Annotated in this window: 22 protein-coding genes; 17 read left to right on the top strand and 5 right to left on the bottom strand. The window is 64.8% G+C overall.

The genetic code is table 11. The features are described 5' to 3' along the window. Positions 1-2: 2 nt before the first annotated feature. From CLU90_RS14595 to mtgA, 4 genes are all read left to right on the top strand, one after another. Positions 3-2,090, top strand: a complete 2,088-nt coding sequence (locus tag CLU90_RS14595) for an RNB domain-containing ribonuclease (RefSeq protein ID WP_092711482.1) — start codon at positions 3-5, stop codon at positions 2,088-2,090. 137 nt (positions 2,091-2,227) lie between these two features. Then, positions 2,228-3,085 carry a TonB family protein gene (locus CLU90_RS14590; RefSeq protein ID WP_092711480.1) on the top strand — a complete coding sequence of 286 codons (858 nt, stop codon included), beginning with the start codon at positions 2,228-2,230 and terminating at the stop codon, positions 3,083-3,085. A gap of 11 nt (positions 3,086-3,096) precedes the next feature. Beyond that, the gene (gene aroE, locus CLU90_RS14585; protein ID WP_092711478.1) at positions 3,097-3,924 is read left to right on the top strand and encodes a shikimate dehydrogenase; all 828 of its coding nucleotides are present in this window, start codon (positions 3,097-3,099) and stop codon (positions 3,922-3,924) included. Continuing rightward, the gene (gene mtgA, locus CLU90_RS14580; RefSeq protein WP_092711476.1) at positions 3,921-4,643 is read left to right on the top strand and encodes a monofunctional biosynthetic peptidoglycan transglycosylase; all 723 of its coding nucleotides are present in this window, start codon (positions 3,921-3,923) and stop codon (positions 4,641-4,643) included. Before aroE ends, mtgA begins: the two co-directional genes overlap by 4 nt. 64 nt (positions 4,644-4,707) lie before the next feature. Here mtgA and CLU90_RS29315 read toward each other — a convergent pair whose 3' ends face one another. Further along, positions 4,708-4,866, bottom strand: coding sequence for a hypothetical protein (locus tag CLU90_RS29315; RefSeq protein WP_157808825.1), 159 nt, complete (start codon positions 4,864-4,866; stop codon positions 4,708-4,710). On the opposite strand from CLU90_RS29315, the gene corA reads away from it, so the two are divergent. Continuing rightward, positions 4,865-5,830 carry a magnesium/cobalt transporter CorA gene (gene corA / locus CLU90_RS14575; protein ID WP_034746658.1) on the top strand — a complete coding sequence of 322 codons (966 nt, stop codon included), beginning with the start codon at positions 4,865-4,867 and terminating at the stop codon, positions 5,828-5,830. The two genes, CLU90_RS29315 and corA, sit on opposite strands and share 2 nt — an antisense overlap. A gap of 40 nt (positions 5,831-5,870) precedes the next feature. On the opposite strand, the gene CLU90_RS29310 is transcribed toward corA, so the two are convergent. Continuing rightward, positions 5,871-6,104: a hypothetical protein gene (locus CLU90_RS29310; RefSeq protein ID WP_139178195.1), complete on the bottom strand. Its 234-nt coding sequence runs from the start codon at positions 6,102-6,104 to the stop codon at positions 5,871-5,873. Here CLU90_RS29310 and CLU90_RS14570 point away from each other — a divergent pair. After that, positions 6,103-6,819, top strand: coding sequence for an HAD family hydrolase (locus tag CLU90_RS14570; RefSeq protein ID WP_092711474.1), 717 nt, complete (start codon positions 6,103-6,105; stop codon positions 6,817-6,819). The two genes, CLU90_RS29310 and CLU90_RS14570, sit on opposite strands and share 2 nt — an antisense overlap. Before the next feature lie 5 nt (positions 6,820-6,824). On the opposite strand, the gene hemL is transcribed toward CLU90_RS14570, so the two are convergent. Both hemL and thiD read right to left on the bottom strand, forming a co-directional pair. After that, positions 6,825-8,114: a glutamate-1-semialdehyde 2,1-aminomutase gene (gene hemL / locus CLU90_RS14565; protein WP_035822102.1), complete on the bottom strand. Its 1,290-nt coding sequence runs from the start codon at positions 8,112-8,114 to the stop codon at positions 6,825-6,827. A 50-nt stretch (positions 8,115-8,164) separates the two neighbouring features. Then, on the bottom strand, positions 8,165-9,022 hold the full coding sequence (gene thiD, locus CLU90_RS14560; protein ID WP_034746671.1) for a bifunctional hydroxymethylpyrimidine kinase/phosphomethylpyrimidine kinase: 858 nt from the start codon (positions 9,020-9,022) through the stop codon (positions 8,165-8,167). A 96-nt stretch (positions 9,023-9,118) separates the two neighbouring features. Here thiD and CLU90_RS14555 point away from each other — a divergent pair, with 96 nt between their 5' ends. From CLU90_RS14555 to CLU90_RS14530, 6 genes are all read left to right on the top strand, one after another. After that, positions 9,119-9,271 (top strand): rubredoxin, encoded by a 153-nt coding sequence (locus tag CLU90_RS14555; protein WP_038488910.1) that lies wholly within the window; start codon positions 9,119-9,121, stop codon positions 9,269-9,271. 86 nt (positions 9,272-9,357) lie between these two features. After that, entirely contained in the window at positions 9,358-9,780 is a 423-nt protein-coding gene (locus CLU90_RS14550; protein WP_092711472.1) for a response regulator, read from the top strand. Positions 9,781-9,813: 33 nt separating this feature from the next. Next, positions 9,814-10,179, top strand: coding sequence for a response regulator (locus CLU90_RS14545; protein ID WP_034780235.1), 366 nt, complete (start codon positions 9,814-9,816; stop codon positions 10,177-10,179). Between the two features lie 2 nt (positions 10,180-10,181). After that, a complete protein-coding gene (locus CLU90_RS14540) occupies positions 10,182-10,805 on the top strand; it encodes a chemotaxis protein CheW (RefSeq protein WP_332870867.1) in 624 nt (207 codons plus the stop codon). Further along, complete coding sequence (locus CLU90_RS14535) at positions 10,805-13,042, top strand: methyl-accepting chemotaxis protein (protein WP_092711470.1); 2,238 nt, start codon at positions 10,805-10,807, stop codon at positions 13,040-13,042. The genes CLU90_RS14540 and CLU90_RS14535 overlap by 1 nt, the downstream gene beginning before the upstream one ends. 40 nt (positions 13,043-13,082) lie before the next feature. Beyond that, a complete protein-coding gene (locus CLU90_RS14530; protein WP_100428265.1) occupies positions 13,083-18,350 on the top strand; it encodes a hybrid sensor histidine kinase/response regulator in 5,268 nt (1,755 codons plus the stop codon). 151 nt (positions 18,351-18,501) lie between these two features. On the opposite strand, the gene CLU90_RS14525 is transcribed toward CLU90_RS14530, so the two are convergent. Next, complete coding sequence (locus CLU90_RS14525) at positions 18,502-19,965, bottom strand: cryptochrome/photolyase family protein (protein WP_092711466.1); 1,464 nt, start codon at positions 19,963-19,965, stop codon at positions 18,502-18,504. 386 nt (positions 19,966-20,351) lie between these two features. On the opposite strand from CLU90_RS14525, the gene CLU90_RS14520 reads away from it, so the two are divergent. Genes CLU90_RS14520 through CLU90_RS14500 form a run of 5 tightly spaced genes read left to right on the top strand, consistent with a single transcriptional unit; the run spans position 20,352 to position 24,201 of the window. Further along, a complete protein-coding gene (locus CLU90_RS14520; protein WP_034746689.1) occupies positions 20,352-20,954 on the top strand; it encodes a YqgE/AlgH family protein in 603 nt (200 codons plus the stop codon). Further along, on the top strand, positions 20,951-21,349 hold the full coding sequence (ruvX, locus tag CLU90_RS14515; protein ID WP_217916667.1) for a Holliday junction resolvase RuvX: 399 nt from the start codon (positions 20,951-20,953) through the stop codon (positions 21,347-21,349). The genes CLU90_RS14520 and ruvX overlap by 4 nt, the downstream gene beginning before the upstream one ends. A gap of 43 nt (positions 21,350-21,392) precedes the next feature. Next, positions 21,393-21,917: a bifunctional pyr operon transcriptional regulator/uracil phosphoribosyltransferase PyrR gene (gene pyrR / locus CLU90_RS14510; RefSeq protein ID WP_092712181.1), complete on the top strand. Its 525-nt coding sequence runs from the start codon at positions 21,393-21,395 to the stop codon at positions 21,915-21,917. Next, entirely contained in the window at positions 21,910-22,875 is a 966-nt protein-coding gene (locus CLU90_RS14505) for an aspartate carbamoyltransferase catalytic subunit (RefSeq protein ID WP_034746695.1), read from the top strand. Before pyrR ends, CLU90_RS14505 begins: the two co-directional genes overlap by 8 nt. 24 nt (positions 22,876-22,899) lie before the next feature. Continuing rightward, a complete protein-coding gene (locus CLU90_RS14500) occupies positions 22,900-24,201 on the top strand; it encodes a dihydroorotase (RefSeq protein ID WP_100428264.1) in 1,302 nt (433 codons plus the stop codon). The last annotated feature ends 99 nt before the right edge of the window (positions 24,202-24,300 follow it).

Below are 24,300 nucleotides of genomic sequence, written 5' to 3'. Positions count from 1 at the left end.
TAATGAATCTATTTTTTGAAGAATCCGGCGATTTCAAGGTCGGCACGGTCCTGTCGCAAGCGGGTGAAGCGTACCAGGTCGAAATGGCCAGCGGCAAGCGCACCAAGGTCAAGGTCAAGGATGTGTTGCTGCAATATGAAAAGCCGGCCCCGGCCGAGCTGCTCGAGCAAGCCAAGGCCGTTGCCGCCGACATCGATCTCGATTTCCTGTGGGAAGTGGCAGGCGAAGACGAGTTTGGCTTTGCCGAGCTGGGCGCCGAGTACTTCGGCCACGCACCGTTGCCGCCGGAAGCGGCCGGCCTGATCCTGGCCCTGCATTCGGCGCCCGTGTATTTCTACAAGAAGGGCCGTGGCCGCTACAAGGCGGCGCCGGAAGCATCGCTGAAGGCGGCATTGGCCGGCATCGAAAAGAAAAAGCAGCAGGCGCTGGTGCAGGCCGCTTACGTGGAAGAGCTGAAGCAGAACCGCCTGCCGGCCTCGATGCAGCCCATGGTGCTGCAACTGCTGTTCAAGCCCGACAAGAACACCATCGAATACAAGGCACTGGAAGCGGCGTGCACGGAACTGCACACGACGCCGCCACGCCTGATGCTGGCCGTCGGTGGCATTGCGTCGCCGAAAGACTTGCACCTGTCGAAGTTCCTGTTTGAGAATTTCCCGAAAGGCGCCGGTTTCCCGAGCGTGCCCGTGCCGTCCGTGACGGCCAAGCTGCCGCTGGCCGACGTGGCCGCCTTCTCGATCGACGACGTGACCACGACCGAGATCGACGATGCCTTCTCCGTGCAGCCCTTGCCCGATGGCACCGTGAAAGTGGGTATCCACATCGCCGCGCCGGGCCTGGGCATCCGTCCGGAAGACGTGATCGACAAGATGGCGCGCCAACGCATGTCGACCGTCTACATGCCGGGCGACAAGATCACCATGCTGCCCGATGAAATCGTCAACGCGTTTACGCTGGCGGAAGGCACGACGTGCCCGGCCCTGTCGCTGTACGCGACCCTGGACCCGAAAGCCGACTGGGCCGTCGTCAGCACGCAGACGCGCGCCGAGCTGGTGCCGATTGCCAGCAACTTGCGCCATAACCAGCTCGACGACCTGGTCAACGAGGAAACCCTGGTCAGCGGCGAAGGCGAGTATCCGCACAAGGCCGATTTTGCCGTGCTGTGGCAATGGGCGCAACAGCTGGAACAGGGGCGCATGAAGAAGCGCGAAGCGTTTGGCCTGAAGCCGGAACAGAATAACCGCGTCGATTTCAACTTCTATGTGGAAAACGACATCGTCACCGTGGCGCGCCGCAAGCGTGGCGCGCCGCTCGACAAGATCGTCGCCGAACTGATGATTTTTGCCAACAGCACCTGGGGCAAGATGCTGCACGACCATGGCGTGCCCGGCATTTACCGCAGCCAGGGTGGCGGCAGCGGCAATAGCTGGGCGGCAAAAATGCAGGTGCGCATGGTCACCCATGCGGCGCCGCACCAGGGCCTGGGCGTCGATCAATATGCGTGGAGCACTTCGCCCTTGCGCCGCTATACGGATCTGGTGAACCAGTGGCAAATCATCGCCTGCGCCGAGCATGGCGTGACGGCGCCGCTGGTGGCCCCGTTCAAGCCGCGCGACGCGAACTTGTTCGCCATCGTTTCGGCGTTTGATGCCGCGTACGCCGCGTATGGCGACTTCCAGTCGAACATGGAACGCTACTGGTGCTTGCGCTGGCTGCACCAGGAAAACGCGCGCCAGGTCGACGCCGTCGTGCTGAAAGACGAAATCCTGCGCCTGGTCGACATTCCGCTGGTCATCAAGCTGCCGGGCATGCCGTCGGTGGCGCGCGGCGCCCAGGTGAAACTGGACTTGCTGCGCTGGGATGAGGTCGACCTCAGCATCGAAGCGCGCCTGCTGGAAATCGCCGCCGTGCCCGATGCGGCGGCCGACGCCGAGCTCGACTACGAAGAAGAGGCGGGCGACGATGTGGCGGACGAGGGCGACGTGGCGGCCGAACCATCGCCGGAAGCGGCGAACCAGGTCAGCGACGCCGATGCGGAAGTGGCGGAACTGGCCAGCGAAGACGTAGTCAGCGAACCCGAGGTCAAGTAAGGCCATCGTCACGCCACAAGGCGGTGCTGAAAACTGTTGCCGGCGCCGCCCTTTGACGTAGAATTCAGCCATCTTGTATCTTGTGCTTGTAAGGAACTGGGTTGCGCGTGAAGTCTTTCCGAGAGAATCGTTTCCTGATGATCGCCGTGGCGGTCTCGCTGCTGGCGCACGGCGCCTTGCTGGCGATGCATTTTGTCGCCCCGGCGCCGCAGCGGGCCGTGGCCACCGATCCCGGCCTGGAAGTGATCCTGGTCAACGCCAAGCATGCGAACAAGCCGCTGAAGGCCGATGCCCTGGCGCAAGCCAATCTCGACGGTGGCGGACAAGCCGACAAGGGCCGCGCCAAGTCGCCCTTGCCCGACATGCGCAAGGTGGAAGAGGGCGACAGCGTCAAGGCCAGCGCCCGGCGCATCGCCGAACTGGAACAAAAACAGCAGGAACTGCTGACGCAGGCGGCCAAGCCCACGCCCTACAGCGCCGCGCCCGTCACGGAAAAGGACAAGCCCAATCCCTTGGCCACCGGTTCGGACTTGATGGAAAGCAGCAAGGCCATCGCCCGCATGGCGGCCGAGATCAGCCAGACCGTGGAAGACCAGAACAAGCGCCCCCGCAAGACCTTCATTACGCCCAGCACGCAAGAGGTCGGCTATGCCATGTATTACAAGACCCTGCAAAAGCGCATCGAGGAAATCGGCACCCTGAATTTCCCGCAAAAGAATGGCCGCAAGATGTATGGCGAACTCGTCGTCTATATCCCCATCTTCCAGGACGGCACGATTTACCAGAAAGAGGGCGGCGTCCGCGTGGAGAAAAGCTCGGGCAATCCGGCGCTGGACGCGGCGGCCCTGGCCATCGTGCGCCGCTCGGCGCCATTCGGCCGTTTTCCACCGAATATGTTGTCGAGCGACAAGGATGACCTGTGGGTCGTCATCACCCGCTTCAAATTTACGCGCGAAGAAAAAATGGAAGCTAACCTGACTGGCGGTAGTAATTGAACAAGCAAGCAATGAGTCCTGATCAATATTGTGTCTTCGGCAATCCCATCGCCCACAGCAAGTCCCCACTGATCCACGCCGCGTTTGCCCTGCAGACGGGCGAGCCCATCGTCTACGAGCGCCGGCTGGCGCCGCTCGATGGCTTTGCGCTGGCGGCCCGCAGCTTTGCCGCCGAGGGCGGCAAGGGCGCGAACGTGACCGTACCCTTTAAATTGGACGCGTGCGCGCTGGCCACCGAGCTGACGCCGCGCGCGCAGGCGGCCGGCGCCGTCAATACCCTGCGTTTCGATGGCGACACCATTCTTGGCGACAATACCGATGGCGCGGGCCTGGTGGCCGACATCGTGCGCAACGCGGGCGTAAAGGTCGCCGGCAAGCGCGTCCTGCTGCTGGGCGCGGGCGGTGCCGCGCGCGGCGTCGTGCTGCCCTTGCTGGAACAGGGACCGCAGGAAATCTTCATTGCCAACCGCACTGTGGCGACGGCCGAGGCGCTGGTGGCGCAGTTCGCCGATGCGCTGGCGCACCCCGCTCAGCTGCGCGCCGGCGGCTTTGCGCAGCCCGATGGCGTCTTCGATATCGTCATCAATGCCACCTCGGCCAGCCTGGCGGGCGACTTGCCGCCCGTGCCGCCCGGTATCTTCTGCCCCCATACCCTGGCGCTGGACATGATGTACGGCGCCCAGCCTACTGTCTTCATGGACTTTGCCGCCCAACATGGCGCGCAGGTGCGCGACGGCCTGGGCATGCTCGTGGAGCAGGCGGCCGAAGCGTTTTATGTGTGGCGCGGCGTGCGGCCGCAGACGCAGGACTTGCTGGCGCAGCTGCGCAGTGCCCTGTGAGCGGCGGCAAGAAGGGCAAGGCTCGTGGCAGCCGCTACGGCTGGATCAAGTGGCTGTTCATCGTCCCCGTGCTGGCCTTTATCGTCGTGCAACTGTATTTCTTCCTGCAAATCTGGTGGTGGGTCGACCATAACCCGTCCAGCACGGCCTTCATGCGCGAACAGTTGTCTGTCTTGCAGGACAAGAATCCCAAGGCCACGATCCAGCAGACGTGGGTGCCGTACGAACGCATCTCGAACAACCTGAAACGGGCCATCATCGCTTCGGAAGACGCGAATTTCTCCGAGCACGAAGGCGTGGACTGGGAAGCCTTGCAAAAGGCGTATGAAAAAAACAGCAAGAAGCAGAAGGTCGTGGCCGGTGGCTCGACCATCACGCAGCAGCTGGCGAAGAATCTGTTCCTGTCCGGTTCGCGCAGCTATGTGCGCAAGGGCCAGGAACTGATCATCACCTACATGCTGGAAAGTCTGATGGAGAAACAGCGCATTTTCGAGATTTATCTGAACGTGGTGGAATTCGGCACGGGCACCTTTGGCGCCGAAGCGGCCGCGCGCCACTATTACCGGGTCAGCGCGGCGGGCTTGAGCGCCGGGCAGGCGGCGAAACTGGCCGTGATGCTGCCGAATCCCCGTTTTTACGACCGCCACCGCGATACCGGGTATTTGAACCGGCGCACGGGCGTGATCCTGCGCCGCATGGGGGCGGCGGAATTGCCTTGAAGGCGGCCTCGTTCGTTTGCATTAAGTCAAGGCTGCTGAATTGGCATTATTGCAGGGCGGCATCTTAATCGTCTCCCTTGGTGCAGCGCCGCACTTTTTCCGTGAAAAAGCGGTGCCGGGGGTGGTCGTGAAAAGGCCTTTGCGGGTACACTTGCGCTGTTTTCATTTTTGGCGCCAGCGCCAGCACATCACGATAACCCCACATCCGGCTGAGAGCGCGCATGATCAATGTCTTTGTATTACAGAATGGCCGGCTCAACCAGGTGCCGATCGACAGCCGCGCAGACCTCGAAAATGCCGAACCGGTGTGGGTCGACCTGACCGACCCTACCGATGATGAACGGGCCTGGGTCAAGGCCATCTACAACGTCACCCTGCCGGGCGAAGACGAAGTCAAGGATATCGAAGCGTCGGCCCGCTATTACGAAGCGGAAAACGGCGACTTGCACCTGCGCACGGATTTCTTGCGCGAAGAAGACGACGGCCCCTCGCGCGTCATCACGGTCGCTTTCATTCTTGCCCGCAAAATTTTGTTTTCCATGCATACGGACGATTTGCCCGTGTTCCGCCTGGTGCGCATGCGCGCCCGTTCGCGGCCAGGCTCGATTGCCGATTACATGGACGTGCTGCTCGACCTGTACGCCACCGATGCCGAATATTCGGCCGACGTGCTCGAAGGCATCTACCAGAACCTGGAAGAAGTCAGCACGCGCGTGCTGCAAAAGGAATTTACCGATGCGCACGCGGCTGAAGCGCTGAACGCGATTGCCCACGAGGAAGATTTGAATGGCCGTATCCGCCGCAACATGATGGATACGCGCCGCGCCGTGAGCTTTCTGATGCGCGGCCGCTTATTGAATTCCGAGCAGTTCGAGGAAGCGCGGCAGATTTTGCGCGACATCGAATCGCTGGACGGCCATACGTCTTTCCTGTTCGACAAGATCAACTTCCTGATGGATGCCACCGTCGGTTTCATCAACATCAACCAGAACAAGATCATCAAGATCTTCTCGGTAGCCAGCGTGGCCTTCCTGCCGCCGACCCTGATCGCCAGCGTGTACGGCATGAACTTCAAGCTGATGCCGGAACTGGAATGGTCGTTCGGCTATCCCTGGGCCTGGGGCCTCATGATCACCAGCGCCATCGCGCCCTTCCTGTACTTCCGCCACCGCGGCTGGCTGAAATAAGCCGTATCGCAGCATCGCCGGGGTGCTCCGCGCTCCGGTTTCAGGACGAGCGCAGCAATTTCAAAAATCGGCGATAATCACTGGTATTGCGTGGTATTGAATTGGTATTGATGATTGCCGATTGATGCCTACCGCCTGCCGTGCAGAAAAGTATCGTCATCGTGACGTTTTCTGCGTGGTAGCGTCCGCCTGTTCCACCTATGATCGTTACGATGCCGGCCTTGGCCGGCTGGCCGCCGCATTTCCCGTCACCATTGCTTTCTGGAGAGTCCATGCCTGATACCGCCACCACCCCACCGCGCTTTACCCATCTGATCAGCGACTGCGATGGCGTGCTGATCGACAGCGAAGCCGTGGCCCTGCAAGCGTTGCTGGAATTGCTGGGGCCGCGTCTGCCGAACCTGCCCGAGGGCGTCACCCTGCAAGGCTTGATCGAGCCGCGCCTGGGCCAGCGCCTGGTGCCGCTGATGCAGGATATCTACAAGGAACTGGGTTTGCCGCAATTGCCGGCCGACGAGATCATGGCCATCGGCAATGCCGTCGATGCGGCTTGCGATGCGCAATTGCGCGCCGTGCCCGGCGTGGCGCAGGCGCTGGCCGCCATTCCGCTGCCCAAGGCAGTCGCGTCGAACAGCGTCAGCGCGCGCGTGCTGTCGGCGCTCGAGCGCACCGGCATGGCGCCGCTGTTCGACAAGCGCGTGTTCACGCCGGACCTGGTCGGTCATGCCAAACCGCACCCGGGTGTCTACCTGGCGGCGGCTGCCGCCTTTGGCGTGCCGCCAGGCCAGTGCCTGGTGCTGGAAGACAGCGTCACGGGCGTGACGGCCGCCGTGGCGGCGGGCATGACGGTATTGGGATTCATCGGCGGCGGGCATATCGCGCCCGGCCAGGAAGCGCGCCTGAAGGCGGCCGGCGCGCATGTCGTCTTCAATGACATGGCCAGCCTGCCGGCGCTGGTGGCCGCGGTGATGGACACCGCGACCGTATAAAACGCTTATGCCAGTTTGGCAAACACCTTGCGCGCGGCGGCGATGGTGGCGTCAATGACGGCATCATCGTGCTGCGCCGAGACGAAGCCCGCTTCGAAGGCGGCGGGCGCGAAGTACACGCCTTCGTCCAGCATGGCATGGAAGAAGGCGTTGAACTTGCTGCGGTCGCCGGCCATCATTTCCGCGTAGCTGGTCGGCGGCGTTGCGCTGAAATAGATACCGAACATGCCGCCGATGTAGTCGGCGCAGAAGACCACGCCAGCTTCTTTGGCGGCGGCGGTCAGGCCTTCGGCCAGGCGCTTGGCCGTCGCGCCCAGCTGCTCGTAGAAGCCCGGCTGCTGGATCAATTTCAGGGTGGCCATGCCGGCCGCCACGGCGACCGGGTTGCCCGACAAGGTACCGGCCTGGTAGACGGCGCCCAGCGGCGCCATGTTGTGCATCAGCGCCGCACTGCCGCCGAAGGCCGCCACCGGCATGCCGCCGCCGATCACCTTGCCCAGCGCCGTGAGATCGGGCTTGATGCCGTACAGCGCCTGCGCGCCGCCCAGGGCCACGCGCAAGCCGCACATGACTTCATCGAAAATGAGCAGGGCGCCGTGCTGCGTGCACAGTTCGCGCATCGCCTGCAGGAATTCCGGCGTCGCTTTCACCAGGTTCATGTTGCCGGCCACCGGTTCGACGATGACGCAGGCGATGTCCGCGCCGAAGCTGTCGAAGGCGTCTTTCAGCTGCTCGACGTTGTTATAGTCGAGCACCAGGGTGTGCTTGACGAAATCTTCCGGCACGCCGGCCGACGTCGGGTTGCCGAAGGTGAGCAGGCCGCTGCCCGCTTTCACCAGCAGCGAATCGGCGTGGCCGTGGTAGCAGCCTTCGAACTTGACGATCTTGTCGCGGCCCGTGGCGCCGCGCGCCAGGCGCAGGGCGCTCATGGTCGCTTCCGTGCCCGACGACACCAGGCGCACCTGTTCGATCGATGGCACCAGGCGCGTGATTTCCTCGGCCATCAGCACTTCGCCTTCCGTCGGCGCGCCGAACGACAGGCCCAGCGCGGCCGCATCCTGCACCGCTTTCACCACTTCCGGATGGGCGTGGCCGACGATGGCCGGGCCCCAGGAGCCGATGTAGTCGATATAGCGCTTGCCGTCCGCGTCCCAGAAATACGGGCCTTCGGCGCGCGTGATGAAGCGCGGCGTGCCGCCGACGGAGCGGAAGGCGCGCACGGGCGAATTGACGCCGCCTGGCGTGGTTTTTTGTGCGCGGGCAAACAGGATGTCGTTCTGTGAAGTCGTCGTCATGATAATCGTGCCTTGAAAGTGGATCGTTGTCTGTGTCGTCTGGTCTGTGCTTATTGGGCGCCGCGCTGGCGCTGCTGCCGGAATAGCCGGTTCGGCACCAGCTTGCCCATGCCGTGGCGCTGCGCGTGGGCCAGCGCGCCGGCCGTGAATTCCTGCGCCGCCACGACCACCTGCGGCACGTCGTCTTCGTTTTCCGCCAGGGCTAGCAGGGCGGTGGCCGCCGCCGACAGGGTGCTGCCGGCGCCGTTGAAGATGCCGGGCAGGTGCTGCCATTCGTCGTGGCGCACCACGCCGTCCTCGCCGAACAGGGTATTGGCGCGCAGCTTGCCTTCGGCCGTGCCGGACTTGCTGGCGTCGGCCGGCATGCCGGTGACGAGCACGTATTCGCAGCCCAGCGCCACCAGGTAGTCGACGTCGTTTTGCAAAGTGTCGTCGGGGTCGGCGTCGCGCCAGGTCTCGGCCAGGCGCTCCAGTTCCACCGGCGAGAGCACCAGCAGGGTCGTTTGCGGAATCAGGAGCTGGCGCACGGCCGTCAGGATATCTTCGTCGTCCATGCCCTGTTCCGGCAGCGCCGAAATGAAGGGATCGAGGATCAGCGGCACGTCCGGATAGTCGGAGACGATTTCGGCGATGGCCGTGACGTTTTCCACGCTGCCCAGCGCGCCGATCTTGATGGCGGCGACGGACATGTCTTCCAGCAGCACGCGCGCCTGGTCGGAAACCCAGTCCGGGTCGACCGCCTGCACGTCTTCCACGCGGGCCGTGTCGCTGATCAGGAGGCCCGTGGTGACGGACAGGCCATGGCAGCCGAAGGCTGAAAACGTGGCCAGGTCGGCCTGGATGCCGATCGCGCCGACCGGATCGGACACGCCGAAGCTTAATATGAGGGGAGAAGTTTGGTTTTGCACGGCGGGTAGATTAAGATACCTAATTCAGCATTTTACTTGATTGAAGGGTGGCAGAACGTGAGTAGCAACGAAACAACGCAGCAATTCCAAACGTGGATGTGTCTTATTTGCGGCTGGGTTTATGATGAAGCGGCCGGCCTGCCCGACGAAGACATCGCTCCCGGCACGCGTTGGGCCGATGTGCCGATGAACTGGACCTGCCCTGAGTGCGGTGCGCGCAAGGACGATTTCGAGATGGTGGCCATTTAATCAAGCATGATGCGCAAGCACGCCGCTGCCGCCCATGAAATGGCGGCACGCCTGTGCTATGGTATGAAAGATTATCGAATAATCACATGACGCGTCCTTTCCTGCCCGCGGTATCGTCCGATGGTGCCTGCGAGGGCGTGACGATACTCGTCATCGACGACAGTGCGACGATACGCAGCGCGGCCGAGAAGGTCTTGCGCGAAGCCGGTTATTGCGTCGTGGTGGCGGAAAACGGCTTCGAGGCCCTGGCCAAGATCGCCGACTGCCAGCCGGCGCTGATCGTGTGCGACATCGTGATGCCGCGCCTGGACGGCTACCGCACGTGTGCGCTGATCAAGGCCAGCGCCGCGCATCACGCCACGCCGGTGCTGATGCTGTCGTCGAAGGAGGGCTTGTTCGACCGCGCGCGCGGCGCCATGGCTGGCGCCAGCGCCTGCCTGGTCAAGCCGCTGGGGCGCGAGGCGCTGCTGGAAGCCGTGCGGCGGCACCTGGCCGGGTATTTTGAGTAGTGATTTATTGATTACAACGCAGCAAGGAAGCAGATGGCCATACACACAATTCTGATCGTCGATGACTCGCCGACAGAACGCTACTACCTGAGCGAGATGCTGGTGCGCGCCGGTTACGCCGTGCTGACGGCGCAGGACGGCGCCGACGCATTGGCGCAGCTGAAGCAGGCCAGGCCCGACCTGATCCTGATGGACGTGGTGATGCCCGGTGCGAATGGCTTCCAGATCACGCGCGCCATCGCCCGCGATCCCGAACTGCAGGACGTGCCGGTGATTATCTGTTCCAGCAAGAGCCAGGAAACGGACCGCATCTGGGGCTTGCGCCAGGGCGCGCGCGATTACCTCGTCAAGCCCGTGGTCGAAGCCGAGCTGCTGGCCAAGATCGCCGCGATTTCCTGAGCATGCACACGATGCCAGGTCCCGGCGTGCCCACCGCGGCCTTTCCGCCTGCCGCCATGCCAACGTTGGGAACGGGCGCGCGGCAGGGGCGCTTGCGCCAGTATCAGCTGCAATTGATCGAGCGGATACAGGCCGCGCGCAGCGGCGCGCTGGCCGCGCGCAAGGACCTGGGCGTGATGCTCGGCGGCCGGCCCTGCCTGCTCGACCTGACGCAGCTCGGTGAAATCGTCATTGCCTCCGGCGTGCAGATACAAGGCGTGCCGCTGGCGCAGGACTGGTACCTGGGCCTGGCGGCCCTGCGCGGACGCCTGACGGGCGTCGTCGACCTGGCCCGCTACATGGGCGGACCGGCCTGCGCGCCCGGTCATCACTGCCGCATCATCACCTTTTCTCCGCGCCTGGGCCTCAATTGCGCCTTGCTGGTCGAACGCGTACTGGGCTTGCGCCAGCTACGCGCGATGCAATCCGTGCCCTTGCCGGATGTGCAGCCGTCCTGGGCGGCGCAAACGCTGCGCGACAGCGAAGGCCAGCAGTGGCTGCGCCTGGACCTGGCCCAGCTGGCGCAATCGGAGCGCTTTCTCGATGCCGGCTTTGGCGGCCTCGCTGTCCACAAGGATATGTGCTGATGGGCGCCAATTCCCCCATCCTGGCGGCCGGCCTGCCCGAAGCGGAGCACGCGCCTGGCGAGCCGGCATCGGCGGCCGATTTGCCGCTGCGTCTGCGCGATGCGCTGGGACGGCGCAAGTCGCTGGCCAGCGCGCCGGCCCGCGACTTGAAGCTGCCGCTGATCGGCCACCTGCCGCTGCAAAAACAATTGAGCATCCTGTCGACGGTGATGGCCCTGAGCCTGGCCGCCAGCCTGCTGTTCGTCGGCCTCAATACGCGCAGCGGCAATATCGCCTCGGCGCAGACGCAGCTGGCCAGCGATGCGCTGATGCATTCTCAGCGCATCGGCAAGGCCGCGCCGAACGCCGTGCAAGGCAATCCGGAAGCGTTCCGCCAGCTCGAGGAAAGCCGCAATGAACTGAACCAGGATTTCCGCCTGATGCTGCGCGGCGGCACGTACCACGGCCGCGATATCGGCGAGTCGCGTTCCGCGCTGCTGGCGGCGGTGGCCGACGCGCGCAAGAAGTGGGCCAGCAGCGACCGCGCGGCCAGCACCATCTTGCGCCTGAAGCCGGAGCTGGGCGAATTCGACAAGACCTTGCAGCAATTGAATGCGCTGTCGCCGGCGCTGCTGGCGCAGACCGAGGAAATCGGGGCCCTGAAGGTGCAGCGCGGCGGCAATGCGCGCGACCTGGCCGTCATCGGCCGCCTGATGATGCTGAGCCAGCGCATGAGCCGCAGCGCCAGCGAATTCCTCTCGTCGGGCAGCATCAGCTCGGAAACGGCATTTTCGCTGGGGCGCGACACGACGTATTTTCGCACCGCCGTCGAAGGCTTGCTCAATGGCAGCGTGTCGCTGCAGCTGGCGCCCACGCGCGACGCCGAACTGCGCGACCGGCTGGTGGCGCTGAAAGCCAGTTTCGACACCTACCAGAAGCTGGTCTCGTCGATCCTCGACCGGCTTGACAAATTCAGCTCGGCGAAAAGCGCCGAACAGCTGATCTTCAACGAGAACGAAGACCTGCGCCAGCGCTTGACCCTGCTGCAGCAGATGTACCACGCGAACCAGGAAACCCTGGGCGTCGCCTTCTGGATGATGGTCGGCGGCGTGTTGCTGACCCTGATCGCGGCGGCCGGCATCGGCAGGGTGCTGCTGCAGGACTCCGTCAACCGCACGCGCGACGCCGAGCGGCGGCGCCAGGAAGCGGAAATCCGGCGCCTGCAGTCGCAGGAAAAAGAGGAAGTGGCGAAGGCCAGGAATGAGCAGAACCAGGCGGCCATCCTGCGCCTGATGAACGAATTGCAGAAGGTCGCCGACGGCGACCTGACGGTGCAGGCCACCGTATCGGAAGACATCACGGGCGCCATCGCCGATTCCGTCAACTACACGGTCGAGGAATTGCGCGGCCTGGTGGGGCGGGTGACGGCGACGGCGGAACAGGTCAACCGCGCTTCGACGCAGGCGCAAAGCATCTCGAGCAAGCTGCTGATCGCCTCGCAGCAGCAGTCGCGCGAAATCCAGGGCGTCAGCGCCACCGTTGTCAAGATGGCCAATGCGATTACCGACGTGTCGAAGTCGGCCAGCGTCTCGGCCGACGTGGCGCGCCAGTCGGTGGCGGCCGCGCAGCAGGGTTCGACGGCGGTGGAAAACGCCATCAAGGGCATGCATGAAATCCGCGAGCAGATCCAGGATACCTCCAAGCGCATCAAGCGCCTGGGCGAATCGTCGCAGGAAATCGGCGAGATCACCGAGCTCATTTCCGACATCACCGAGCAGACCAACGTGCTGGCGCTGAACGCCGCCATCCAGGCCGCATCGGCCGGCGAAGCGGGGCGCGGCTTTTCCGTCGTCGCCGAGGAAGTGCAGCGCCTGGCCGAACGCTCGGCCGCCGCCGCCAAGCAGATCGGCGCGCTGGTGCGCACCATCCAGGCCGATACCCAGGATGCGACGCGGGCGATGGAAACGTCGACGCAGGGCGTGGTCGAGGGCGCGCGCCTGTCCGACGCGGCCGGCGCGGCCTTGAACGACATCAGCCAGGTCTCGAAACACCTGGCGGAACTGATCCAGGGCATTTCGTTCGCCACGGGCACGCAGGCCGGTTCGGCCAGCGGCGTGGCCTTGAATATCCAGCATATCCTGAGCGTGACGGAGCATACCCAGGACGGCACGCAGCAAACGGCGCAGTCGATCCATAAACTGTCGATGCTGGCGCAGGAACTGAAAAATTCGGTGTCGCGCTTCCGCGTCGCCGCCTGAACGCCGCGCCAGTCCAGGCGATTTCCTTACCGAGGCATGCATGAGCAAACCAGATAGTCCGCAGCAGTCCAAGCCGTTCGACAGCGAACCTCTGTCGTGGGTGATGGTGGAAATCCGCGAAGCGCTGGGCCGCTCGAAAACGGCCCTGTTCGAGGCGGGTGGCCGCGAGCGCGAGGAACGCGCCACGGCCCTGCAGCATGCGCGCTCGCACCTGCACCAGGCGCATGGCGCGCTGGTGATGGTGGACGTGGCCGGCGCCAGCCTGCTGACGGACGCCGCGGAACAGGCGCTGGCGCGCTTTCGCGACGGCAGCCTCGAATACACGCTGGACCATGCGCAGGTCGTCGCCGAACTGTATCAGGCCCTGGGCGAATACCTGGAAGACCTGGTGGCCGGCACGCAGCCGCAGCCGGCGCGCTTGTTCCCCTATTACCGCGACCTGCAAACCATGCTGGGCGCCGAACGCATCCACCCGGCCGACCTGTTTTTCCCGCCAGCGTCGCCGCTGGAAGGGCATGCCATCGCGCTGGCGCAATCGCCCCCGGTGCGCGATTACCCGGCCTGGCGCGGGCGCTTTGAAAAATCCTTGCTGCCCTTCCTGAAGGCGCAGGATGACGCGGCGCGGCGCCAGCATGCGGGCGACCTGCACGCCACCTTGACCCTGGTGGCCGACGCGCAGCAGGACGCGCCGGCGCGCACCTTCTGGTTCGCCATGCAGGCGTTTGCCGGGCTGGCGGCCAGCGGCGAGGGCATGGGCACGCTCAACGTCAAGCAGCTGTTCGGCCTGATCAACCTGCAATTGCGCCGCCTGGCACAGGGGACGGCCAGCCTGCCTGAATCAATGCTGCGCGATGCCCTGTTCTTCATCGCCGCGGCACACGAACCGACGCCGGAGGCCCGCCAGCTGCGCGCCGCCTTCGCCCTGGAAGGCATGCTGCCCGCCGATGTGGAAGCGCGGCGCTACGGCCAGGTCGACCAGGACGCCTTGCAAGGCGCCCGCGCGGCGCTGGCGCAGGCGCGCGCCAGCTGGAGCCGCCTGGCGCAAGCCGACCTCGATCCGGCCCTGGGCACGGATTTCGACACGTCGCTGCAAGAAGTGGCGGCGCATGTGGAGACCTTGAAGCAGCCGGCCCTGGCCAGCCTGCTGCGCGAATGCGCGGCCGTGGCGCGGCAAGCCGTGGCCAGCGGGCGCAGCGCGGCCCTGGAAAATGAAATCGGCATGGCGCTGCTGTTTGCCGACACGGGCCTGGAGCAGCTGCGCCGCCTGCCCGACGATTTCGCGGGCAACGCGGAAACCATCGCCGCGCGCCTGCAGGCGCTGCTGGCTGGCGAAGCGCCGCCGCCTGTTACTGCAGGCGAGCTGTCGCGACAGATCGAACAGGGCCAGACGGTGGCCGCGCTGGCCGAGGAAATGAAGACGGGCTTGCGCCAGGTGGAAAAAGTGCTCAATGCGTATTACGCGGATGCGGTTGGTACGGGGACGGCGGGGGCGCTCGATGGCGTCGCGCCCGTGCTGGAGCAGTTGCAGCAGCAGCTGGCCGGGCTGGCACAGGAAGACGCGCGCGCCGCCGTGCTGCAGGTCGATGCGGCCGTGCGGCAGCTGGCCGGTGCCGACGCCAAGGCGGAAGCCAACGCGGATGCGCGCGCCGAGGCGCTCGACGAGATCGCGCAAAATGTCAGCGCGCTGGGCTTTTTTGCCGATATGCTGGGCCGCAACGCGCAGGCGGCCAGCGGGCGTTTCCATTTCGACGCGGCCGCCGGCACCTTCCGCGCCCTGCCATTTGAAAAAGTCGCCGCCGCCGGCCCCGTTCCCTTGCTTGACCAGGCCCTGGCGCCCGCCGCGCCTGCCGGCATGGATGCCGCGCCGGCAGTGACCGATGTCGACGCGGAGATGCTCGACATTTTCATCGCCGAAGCGCGCGAAGTGCTGGCCTTCATCGACACCACCCTGGCCCTGCCGCGCGAGCAGGCCGCCAGCGGCGACCACCTGGCCATGCTGCGCCGCTCCTTCCACACACTGAAAGGCAGCAGCCGCATGATCGGCCTGGCGCAGTTTGCCGAAGCGGCCGGCGCCATCGAACGCGTCATGAATACCTGGCTGGCCGAGGCGCGGCCCGTCAGCGACGACTTGTTTACCTTGCTCAATTACGGCTGGTACCAGCTCAGCGAGTGGGTGGCCCAACTGGAAGGTGGCGCGGGGCGCGAGCGCGAGCCCGGCATGCTGCTGGCGGCGGCCGAGCGCGTGCGCGAAGGCGGACCGTTCGAACTGCGCAAGCCACGCCCGGCCGCGCCGGTGGCCAGCAATGGCAATGTGATCGGACTGCCCCTGGCCACGGCGCCCGCGCTGCACGAAGCGCCGGACGATCACCTCAAGCATGTGGGCGACCTGCGCATCAGTCTACCCTTGTACAACATCTACCTGGCCGAGACGGACGAATTGCTGCGCGTGCTCACGCGCGATTTCGGCGAATGGCGCCATGAACAGCGCGCCGTCAGCGCGGAAGCGCTGCAAGCCGTGCATACGCTGGCGGGAACGTCGGGCACGGTGGGCTTCCAGTCCCTGCGCGACCTGGCGCACGCGCTCGAAACGGTGATCGAAACGGTGGTGCCGCCGCTGGCCGGCCTGCGCGCCGAACAGCACGACGTGCTGGAACAGGCCACGCAGCGCATCGGGCAAATGCTGCAGGCGTTTGCGCTGGGCGACCTGGCGCCAACGCAGCCGGACATGATCGAAGCGCTCAACACCCTGTGGCGCGCCCTGACGGCGCCGCCCGGCGAGGGCAAGGAAGAGCGGCTCGACGCCCTGTTCGCGGCCGCTTACGCCAGCATCGTCGGCGCGCCGGCGCAGCCCGCCGAGCCGGTCGCCGAAGTCCCGCCGCCGCAGCTCGAGACCCTGTTCGAAGCGACGTATGCGAGCATCGTCGCCGACGCGCTGCAGCCGGAGGCTGCCGAATTGCCGGCGCCAGTGCAGGACAGCGACGACCTGTTCGACGCCGGTTTCGAGCACGCGCCGCCGTTGGAACACGCGGCGCCGGAAGCGCCGGCGCCCGCCATCATGCCGGCCGATGCGGCTGCGCTGCTGGCGGCCAGCGCCGGCATCAGCGATGAACTTGACCTCGATTTATTGTCCGTCTTCCTGGAAGAGGGCGCCGACCTGCTGCCGCGCATCGGCGAGGCGTTGCGCAGCTGGCAGCAGCAGCCGCACGACAGCGGCCAGGCGCAGATGCTGCTGCGTACCCTGCACACGGTCAAGGGCAGCGCGCGCATGGCCGGCGCCATGCGCCTGGGCCAGCACGCGCATGAAATCGAGACGCATATCGAAAACATGCTGCACGCGGGCACCGCCACGCCGCAGGCCTTCGAGGAGTTGCTGGCCCATTACGACCATGCGCTGCACCTGTTCGAGCAATTGCAGCAGCCCTTGCTGCCCTTGCCGGGCATGGAAGACACGCCGGCCGCCGAACCGAAGGCGGCCCTGGTGCGCGTGCGCGCCGATATCCTCGACCGCCTCGTGAACCAGGCCGGCGAAGTGTCGATCACGCGCTCCAAAATGGAAAATGAAGTGGGCGTGCTCGGCGCTTCGCTGTCCGAGTTTTCCGACAACCTGGCCCGTTTGCGGCGCCAGCTGCGCGAAGTGGAAATGCAGGCCGAATCGCAGATCGCCTCGCGCATGGCCGTCGGCAGCGAGCGCGAATTCGACCCGCTCGAATTCGACCGTTTTACGCGCCTGCAGGAACTCACGCGCATGATGGCCGAAAGCGTCAACGACGTGGCCTCGTTCCACGAAAACCTCCGCCACAGCGTCGACGCGGTGACGGACGATCTGGTGCTGCAGGCGCGCCTGACGCGCGAGCTGCAGCGCGACCTGATGCAGATCCGCATGGTGCCGTTTGCCAGTATCGCCGAACGCCTGTTCCGCGTGGCGCGGCAAAGCGCCAAGGAAGTCGACAAGCGCGTCAACCTCGACATCCGCGGCGGTGGCGTGGAAATCGACCGCAGCGTGCTCGAACGCATGGCCGCACCCTTCGAACACTTGCTGCGCAACGCCATCGTGCACGGCGTCGAGCCGCGCGATGCGCGCCTGGCCGCGGGCAAGAGCGAAACGGGCGAGCTGCTGGTGCAGGTCAGCCAGCAGGGCAATGAAGTGGCGATCAGCTTTTCTGACGATGGCGCGGGGCTGGACCTGGAACGCATCCGCGCCAAGGCACACGGCGCCGGCCTGGTGGCGACGGACGCGCCATTGACCGACGCGCAGGCGGCCGAGCTGATTTTCACGCCCGGTTTTTCCACCGCCGACAGCCTGACGGAACTGGCCGGGCGCGGTTTCGGCATGGATATCGTGCGCTCCGAAGCGCTGGCCCTGGGCGGAAGAGTGGAAACGCTGACGCAGGCGGGCCTGGGCATGCGCTTCACCATCCACCTGCCGCTGACCCTGGCCGTCACCCAGGTGGTGCTGCTGGCGGCCAGCGGCAAGACGTATGCCTTGCCATCGGTGCTGGTGGAGCAGGTGCTGCACCTGAAAGGCGAGCAGCTGGAGCAGGTGCGGGCGGCCGGGCGCATCGAGTCGCACGGGCAGTCGCTGGCGCTGCATCATTTGTCGGCCATGCTGGGCGAGACGCCGGCGGCGCAGGCCACGCAGCGCCATGCGCCCGTGCTGTTGCTCCGGAATGGCAATGACAGGCTGGCCTTGCAGGTCGATGACGTGCTGGGCAACCGCGAAGTCGTGGTCAAGCACGTGGGCCCGCAGCTGGCGCGCATGCCGGGCATCGCCGGCGCCACGGTGCTGGGCACGGGCGACATCGTGCTGATCCTCAATCCGGTGGCTTTGGCGCAGCACCTCGAGCACCATCCGGAACTGCTGTCGCAGTATGCGCTGGCCAGCAGCGAGCAGCATGCCGCTACGAGCGCGCTGGAAGCGCCAGCCGTGCGCGTGATGGTGGTCGACGATTCGCTGACGGTGCGCCGCGTGATGCAGCGCCTGTTCGAGCGTGAAGGCTACCAGGTAATGCTGGCCAAGGATGGCCTCGATGCGCTGGAGCAGCTGCATGCGCTGGAAGCGGCCGCCATGCCGGCCATGCTGCTGGTCGACGTGGAAATGCCGCGCATGGACGGTTTTGATTTGACGCGCAATGTGCGCAGCGACGACAAGACGCGCGCCATTCCCGTCATCATGATCACCTCGCGCAGCGCCGACAAGCACCGCGCGCACGCGTTCGAGCTGGGCGTGAATGCGTATTTCGGCAAGCCGTTCCAGGAGGACGAATTGCTGGCGGAGGTGGGGCGGTTGTTGAGCGACGGCGTGGCGTAACCGGCGCCAATGCCAACAATGTTGTCGGATTACGCTGGGCCTTGCCCCGCTAATCCGACCTACGCCTGTTGATTGACGACGCAAGTCGGGTAGGTCGGGTTAGCGCGCAGCGCGTAACCCGACATCACCGTAATGCCAATCAATTACCTGACTACGCCACCACCTTCACCACGGCATAGCGTTCCAGCGTCTCCTTGCGCGCCTCGTCGTGCTGCACCAGCGGTTCCGGATAATCGCGTCCCAGCACGATGTTTTTTTGCTCGAGCAGCATGCGCGGCACCAGCCAGGGCGCGTGGATTTCCTTGTCGCCCAGCGCCTTCAGTTGCGGCAGGTAGCGGCGGATGAAGCGCCCGCCCGCATCGAATTTTTCCGACTGCGTAATGGGATTGAAGATGCGGAAGTAGGGCTGCGCGTCGCAGCCCGACGACGAAGCCCATTGCCAGCCGCCGTTGTTCGAGGCCAGGTCGAAGTCGTTCAGGTGCAGCGCAAAGTACGCTTCGCCGCGGCGCCAGTCGATACCCAGATCCTTGATCAAAAAGCAGGCCGTGACCATGCGCAGGCGGTTGTGCATATAGCCCGTCTGGTTCAGCTGCGCCATGGCCGCGTCCACCAGCGGGTAGCCGGTGCGCCCCTCGCACCAGGCGGCAAAGGCGGCATCGGCCTCAAGCCCGGTTGCCCAGGCGATGGCGTCGTAGGCCGGTTTGAAGGCGCCGCCTTCCACGTGCGGGTTCTGGTACAAGATCATGGCGTAGAAATCGCGCCAGATCAGTTCTGCCAGCCACACGGGCGCGCCATCGCCGCCGCCGCCCCGGTCCATCAGGTCGACGATGGTGCGCACCAGGTAGCGCAGCGACACGGTGCCGAAGCGCAAATGCATGGACAGGTAGGACGGCCCCTTCAGGGCGGGGAAATCGCGCGCCACGTCATAGCGGGCCACGCGCGCCAGGAAATCGTCAAACAGCGTGCTGGCGCCCGACATACCGGTGGGAATGGCCAGTTCGGCCAGGTTGCTCGCCTCGAAACCCAGTTCGCCCAGGGTGGGCAGGGGCGCCGGCGTGCCGGCGCGCGGCGGCGCCAGGCTGGCCGCGTGCGGCTCGATGTCGAACGGCGCCAGGCAGCCGGGTTCGGCGCGCATTTTCTTCAGCCAGGCATTCTTGTACGGCGTGTAGACGGTGTAGGGCTTGGCCGACAAGGTCAGCACTTCGTCCTTTTCAAAGATCACCTGGTCCTTGAAGCTGAACCACAGGCGCGCGTCGCGCGTGAGCGCGGCCGCCACCGTGGCGTCGCGGGCGATCGCTTGCGGCTCGTAGTCGTGGTTGGCAAAGACGGCGTCGGCGTTCAATTCGGCCGCCAGGCGCGGGATGGCTTCGGCCGCGTCCGCGTGCAGCACGATCAGGTCGCCACCGAGCTGGCGCAGCTCGCTGGCCAGCTCGGCCACGCTGGCATGGATGAAATCGATTCGACGGTCGCGGCGCGGCAGCGCAGCCAGGATGGCGGTGTCGTACACGAAGACGCAATGCACGGCCTGGCTCTGGCGCAGGGCGTGATGCAGTGCAACATGGTCAAACGCGCGCAGATCGCGCCGGAACCACACCAGGGAAGTCTTGATTGTCATTATTTCGCGTGTTCAGTGTCAAAGATAGGCTATTTTTTGCCGCCAACAGGGCTTTATGGCCGCTCGCGTCGTGCCTTTGGCGTCGCTGCGGCGGCAATTCAGTGTAAACTACCGGGTATGTTCGTGGCGCTTTATGTGCGACAGCGATTTTGCAATCAATTTTACAATTGGCATCGAAATGCGCCCGCAAGCATAGCGAATTGATCATTAATTTATAAGATAACAAGAATAACGCCTGGCACCACGGTGCGCGCCGCCCAAGATTCGCGGCAGCTTGCGCCAGGCGTACGATAGCGGGGTAAGCGAGACTTGCCAGCAAGCCCACAGAGAGAGCATCGCGTATGAAAAAGAGTAAAATCGACCAGACTCTACCAGGACATCGTCTGATGCAGGGTGTGGGAGAACCGGCCGCGACCGGTTCCTCCACCCTGAATCTGGCCAACCATTTCCTCATTGCGATGCCGGCCATGCAAGATCCGATCTTCGGCGGCACGGTCGTGTACGTGTGCGAACACAATGAAAACGGCGTGCTCGGCGTCGTCATCAACAAGCCCACCGACATGACCATGGAAGTGCTGTTCGACCGCATCGACCTGAAACTGGCGGCCGGCAGCGACACGCCCATCATCAATGAACCGATCATGTTCGGCGGCCCCGTGCAGGATGACCGCGGCTTCGTGCTGCATACGCCGGGCGCGCGCTACTCCTCGTCGCTGACGGTGACCGATGAAGTGGCGTTTACCACTTCGATCGACGTGCTCGAAGCCGTCGCCAAGGGCGATGGTCCCGAGCGCATGCTCGTCTCCATCGGCTACTCGGGCTGGAGCCCGGGCCAGCTGGAAGACGAGATCGGCCGCAACGGCTGGCTGACGGTGGGCGCCTCGGCCGACATCCTGTTCGATTTCCCCATCGAGCAGCGCTACGTGGCGGCCATCAAATTGCTGGGCATCGACCCCCTCATGCTGGCGAGCGAGGCTGGCCACGCATGAGCGGTGACGCCATCGACACCATCCTCGCCTTCGATTTCGGCTTGAAACGCATCGGCGTTGCCATCGGCAATACCATGATTTGCCAGGCCAAGCCGCTCAGCGTGATCACGGCCACGGCGAACGAGCCGAAGTTCGCCGCCATCGATAGCCTGATCAAGGAGTGGGGCGCGAGCCGCATCGTGGTGGGCCTGCCCAGCCATCCCGATGGCACGGAACACGAGATGAGCGCGCGCTGCCGCCGTTTCGCCAACCAGGTGCACGGCCGTTTCAACCTGCCCGTGGAACTGGTCGACGAGCGCTATTCCTCGGCCGTCATCGCCGCCAGGCGCGGCGAAGTCATCGACGACCGCGCCGCTGCCATCATCCTGCAACAGTATTTCGACGCGAATTATTAATAATCTGACCTTTTTGGCCCATTCCTGAATGATCAAGAACTCCATGCCGCAACCTACGAATCCTTCCCAACTCGACGCCGAGGCCCTGTATGCGGTCTTGCTGCAGCAAGTGCAGAGCGGCCTGGCGGGCATCCCCAACGTGGCCATCGTCGGCATCCATTCGGGCGGCGCCTGGCTGGCCGAACGCCTGGCGCGCGACCTGAACCTGCTCGACCGCCTGGGCGTGCTCGACGTCTCGTTCTACCGCGACGACTTCGCCCAGAAGGGCTTGCATGCGGACGTCAAGCCGACGCAAATCGGTTTCGACGTGGCCGGCGCCACCATCCTGCTGGTCGACGATGTGCTGTACACGGGCCGCACGACGCGCGCGGCCATCAATGAATTGTTCGACTATGGCCGCCCGGCCAAGATCATGCTGGCGGCCCTGGTCGACCGCGGCGAACGCCAGCTGCCGGTGGCCGCCGATTTCGTGGCCGCCTACACTGCCGTGCCAGCGGGCCAGGCCCTGGTCCTGAAGCAAGTCGACGATGGAAAATTCACGCTCACCTTAGATACCCACCATGCTTAATCCGCAACTGAATAAACACGGCGAACTGCAACATCTGCTGACGATTGAAGGCTTGCCGAAGTCTATCGTCAACCACATCCTCGACACGGCTTCCTCGTTCGTCGGTATTTCCGACCGCGACGTGAAAAAGGTCCCGCTGATGCGCGGCAAAAGCGTTTTCAACCTGTTCTTTGAAAACTCCACGCGCACCCGCACCACCTTTGAAATCGCATCAAAAAGGCTGTCGGCCGACGTCATCAACCTGAACATCCAGGCTTCGTCGGCCAGCAAGGGCGAGTCCCTGCTCGACACCATCGACAACCTGTCGGCCATGCATGCCGACATGTTCGTCGTGCGCCACGCGCAGTCGGGCGCGCCCTACCTGATCGCCAAGCACCTGATCGATACCAAGCAGCCGCACGTCCACGTCGTCAACGCGGGCGATGGCCGCCACGCGCACCCGACCCAGGGCTTGCTCGACATGTACACGATCCGCCACTACAAGAAGGATTTCACCAACCTGACGGTGGCCATCGTGGGCGACATCCTGCACAGCCGCGTGGCCCGTTCCGACATCCATGCGCTGACCACGCTGGGCGTGCCGGAAGTGCGCGCCATCGGCCCGCACACCCTGCTGCCGGGCGGCCTGGAACAGATGGGCGTGCGCACCTTCACCAACATGGATGAAGGCTTGAAAGGCGTCGACGTGATCATCATGCTGCGCCTGCAAAACGAGCGCATGAGCGGCGCGCTGCTGCCGTCGGCGCAGGAATATTTCAAGAGCTACGGCTTGACGCCCGAGCGCCTGGCGCTGGCGAAACCGGATGCCATCGTCATGCATCCGGGCCCGATGAACCGCGGCGTGGAAATCGATTCGGCCGTGGCCGACGGTCCGCAGGCGGTGATCCTGCCGCAGGTGACCTTCGGTATCGCCGTGCGCATGGCGGTGATGAGTATTTTGGCTGGTAATCAGGGCTGATAGCCCAAGGACGAGTAAGCGAGCATGACGACACTACATATCAAGAACGGCCATTTGATCGACCCTGCCAACGGCATCGATGGCTTGCAAGACCTGTTTATCGCCGACGGCAAGGTGCTGGCCGTGGGCAGCGCCCCGGCCGGCTTCACCGCCGACACGACGTTTGACGCGGCCGGCCTGGTGGTTGCCCCCGGCCTGGTCGACCTGTCCGCGCGCCTGCGCGAGCCGGGTTACGAATACAAGGCGACCCTGGAATCGGAATTGCAGGCGGCCCTCCAAGGCGGCGTCACGAGCCTGGTGTGCCCGCCCGATACCGATCCCGTGCTGGACGAGCCGGGCCTGGTGGAGATGCTGAAATACCGCGCCAAGACGCAGAACAAGGCCCACGTGCACCCGCTGGGCGCGTTGACCATGGGCTTGAAAGGCCAGTCGCTGACGGAAATGGCGGAACTGACGGAAGCAGGCTGCATCGGCTTCGCGCAGGCCGAAGAGCCGATCGAAGACACGACCGTGCTGCTGCGCGCCATGCAGTACGCGAACACCTTCGGCTACACGGTCTGGCTGCGCCCGCAAGACCCGCACATCGGCCGCGGCGGCATCGCCCACAGCGGCCCGCTGGCCTCGCGCCTGGGCTTGTCCGGCGTGCCCGTGATGTCGGAAACCATCGCCCTGCACACGATTTTCGAATTGATGCGCGCCAGCCGCGCGCGCGTGCACCTGTGCCGCATCTCGTCGGCGGCGGGCCTGGAACTGATCCGAGCGGCGAAAGCGGAAGGTCTTCCCGTCACCTGCGACGTGGGCGTGCACCACGTGCACCTGACGGACGCCGACATCGGCTTCTTCGACCCGAACGCCAGGGTCACGCCGCCGTTCCGCAGCCAGCGCGACCGCGATGCGATCCGCGCCGGCCTGCTTGACGGCACGGTCGACGCCATGTGCTCGGACCACACGCCTGTCGACGACGATGAAAAATTGCTGCCGTTCGGCGAAGCGTCGCCCGGCGCCACAGGCCTGGAACTGCTGCTGTCCTTGGCCCTGAAATGGGCCGACGATTATGCCTTGAACCAGCCGCAAGCGGGCGCACGTCCGCTGGCGCGCGCCGTGGCCAAGGTCACGTCCGACGCGGCCCGTGTCGCCGGCATCCCGGCCGGCAGCCTGGCCGTGGGCGAAGCGGCCGACATCTGCGTCTTCGATCCCGCCGCGCGCTGGACCGTGTCGTCGGCCTCGCTGGCCAGCCAGGGCAAGCACACGCCTTTCCTCGGCTATGAGCTGAGCGGCATCGTCAAGGCGACCATCGTTGCCGGACAGGTGGCGTTTCAGCGTTAATTGCCGCTAGTGCACCAGCGAAGGTGTCGAAGCCGGGGTCAGACCCGCCGGGTCTGACCCCAGATTTTGCTTGGGGTCGAGAGCCTTATTTAATTTGTT

The organism is Janthinobacterium sp. 67 (assembly GCF_002797895.1).
Taxonomy (GTDB): Bacteria; Pseudomonadota; Gammaproteobacteria; order Burkholderiales; family Burkholderiaceae_D; genus Janthinobacterium.
This window is presented reverse-complemented; position numbering and strand designations above follow the sequence as displayed.

Coding starts and splice junctions, on each gene's coding strand:
- hemL (WP_035822102.1), bottom strand. CDS start 8,114: ATGACGACGACTTCACAGAACGACATCCTGTTTGCCCGCGCACAAAAA.
- CLU90_RS14525 (WP_092711466.1), bottom strand. CDS start 19,965: ATGACAATCAAGACTTCCCTGGTGTGGTTCCGGCGCGATCTGCGCGCG.
- corA (WP_034746658.1), top strand. CDS start 4,865: ATGATCAATGTCTTTGTATTACAGAATGGCCGGCTCAACCAGGTGCCG.
- CLU90_RS14535 (WP_092711470.1), top strand. CDS start 10,805: ATGGGCGCCAATTCCCCCATCCTGGCGGCCGGCCTGCCCGAAGCGGAG.
- pyrR (WP_092712181.1), top strand. CDS start 21,393: ATGCCGCAACCTACGAATCCTTCCCAACTCGACGCCGAGGCCCTGTAT.
- CLU90_RS14505 (WP_034746695.1), top strand. CDS start 21,910: ATGCTTAATCCGCAACTGAATAAACACGGCGAACTGCAACATCTGCTG.
- CLU90_RS29315 (WP_157808825.1), bottom strand. CDS start 4,866: ATGCGCGCTCTCAGCCGGATGTGGGGTTATCGTGATGTGCTGGCGCTG.
- CLU90_RS14550 (WP_092711472.1), top strand. CDS start 9,358: ATGACGCGTCCTTTCCTGCCCGCGGTATCGTCCGATGGTGCCTGCGAG.
- CLU90_RS14570 (WP_092711474.1), top strand. CDS start 6,103: ATGCCTGATACCGCCACCACCCCACCGCGCTTTACCCATCTGATCAGC.
- aroE (WP_092711478.1), top strand. CDS start 3,097: ATGAGTCCTGATCAATATTGTGTCTTCGGCAATCCCATCGCCCACAGC.
- CLU90_RS14595 (WP_092711482.1), top strand. CDS start 3: ATGAATCTATTTTTTGAAGAATCCGGCGATTTCAAGGTCGGCACGGTC.
- CLU90_RS14520 (WP_034746689.1), top strand. CDS start 20,352: ATGCAGGGTGTGGGAGAACCGGCCGCGACCGGTTCCTCCACCCTGAAT.
- CLU90_RS14540 (WP_332870867.1), top strand. CDS start 10,182: ATGCACACGATGCCAGGTCCCGGCGTGCCCACCGCGGCCTTTCCGCCT.
- CLU90_RS14545 (WP_034780235.1), top strand. CDS start 9,814: ATGGCCATACACACAATTCTGATCGTCGATGACTCGCCGACAGAACGC.
- CLU90_RS14530 (WP_100428265.1), top strand. CDS start 13,083: ATGAGCAAACCAGATAGTCCGCAGCAGTCCAAGCCGTTCGACAGCGAA.
- CLU90_RS14500 (WP_100428264.1), top strand. CDS start 22,900: ATGACGACACTACATATCAAGAACGGCCATTTGATCGACCCTGCCAAC.
- CLU90_RS14555 (WP_038488910.1), top strand. CDS start 9,119: ATGTGTCTTATTTGCGGCTGGGTTTATGATGAAGCGGCCGGCCTGCCC.
- CLU90_RS14590 (WP_092711480.1), top strand. CDS start 2,228: ATGATCGCCGTGGCGGTCTCGCTGCTGGCGCACGGCGCCTTGCTGGCG.
- CLU90_RS29310 (WP_139178195.1), bottom strand. CDS start 6,104: ATGGACTCTCCAGAAAGCAATGGTGACGGGAAATGCGGCGGCCAGCCG.
- ruvX (WP_217916667.1), top strand. CDS start 20,951: ATGAGCGGTGACGCCATCGACACCATCCTCGCCTTCGATTTCGGCTTG.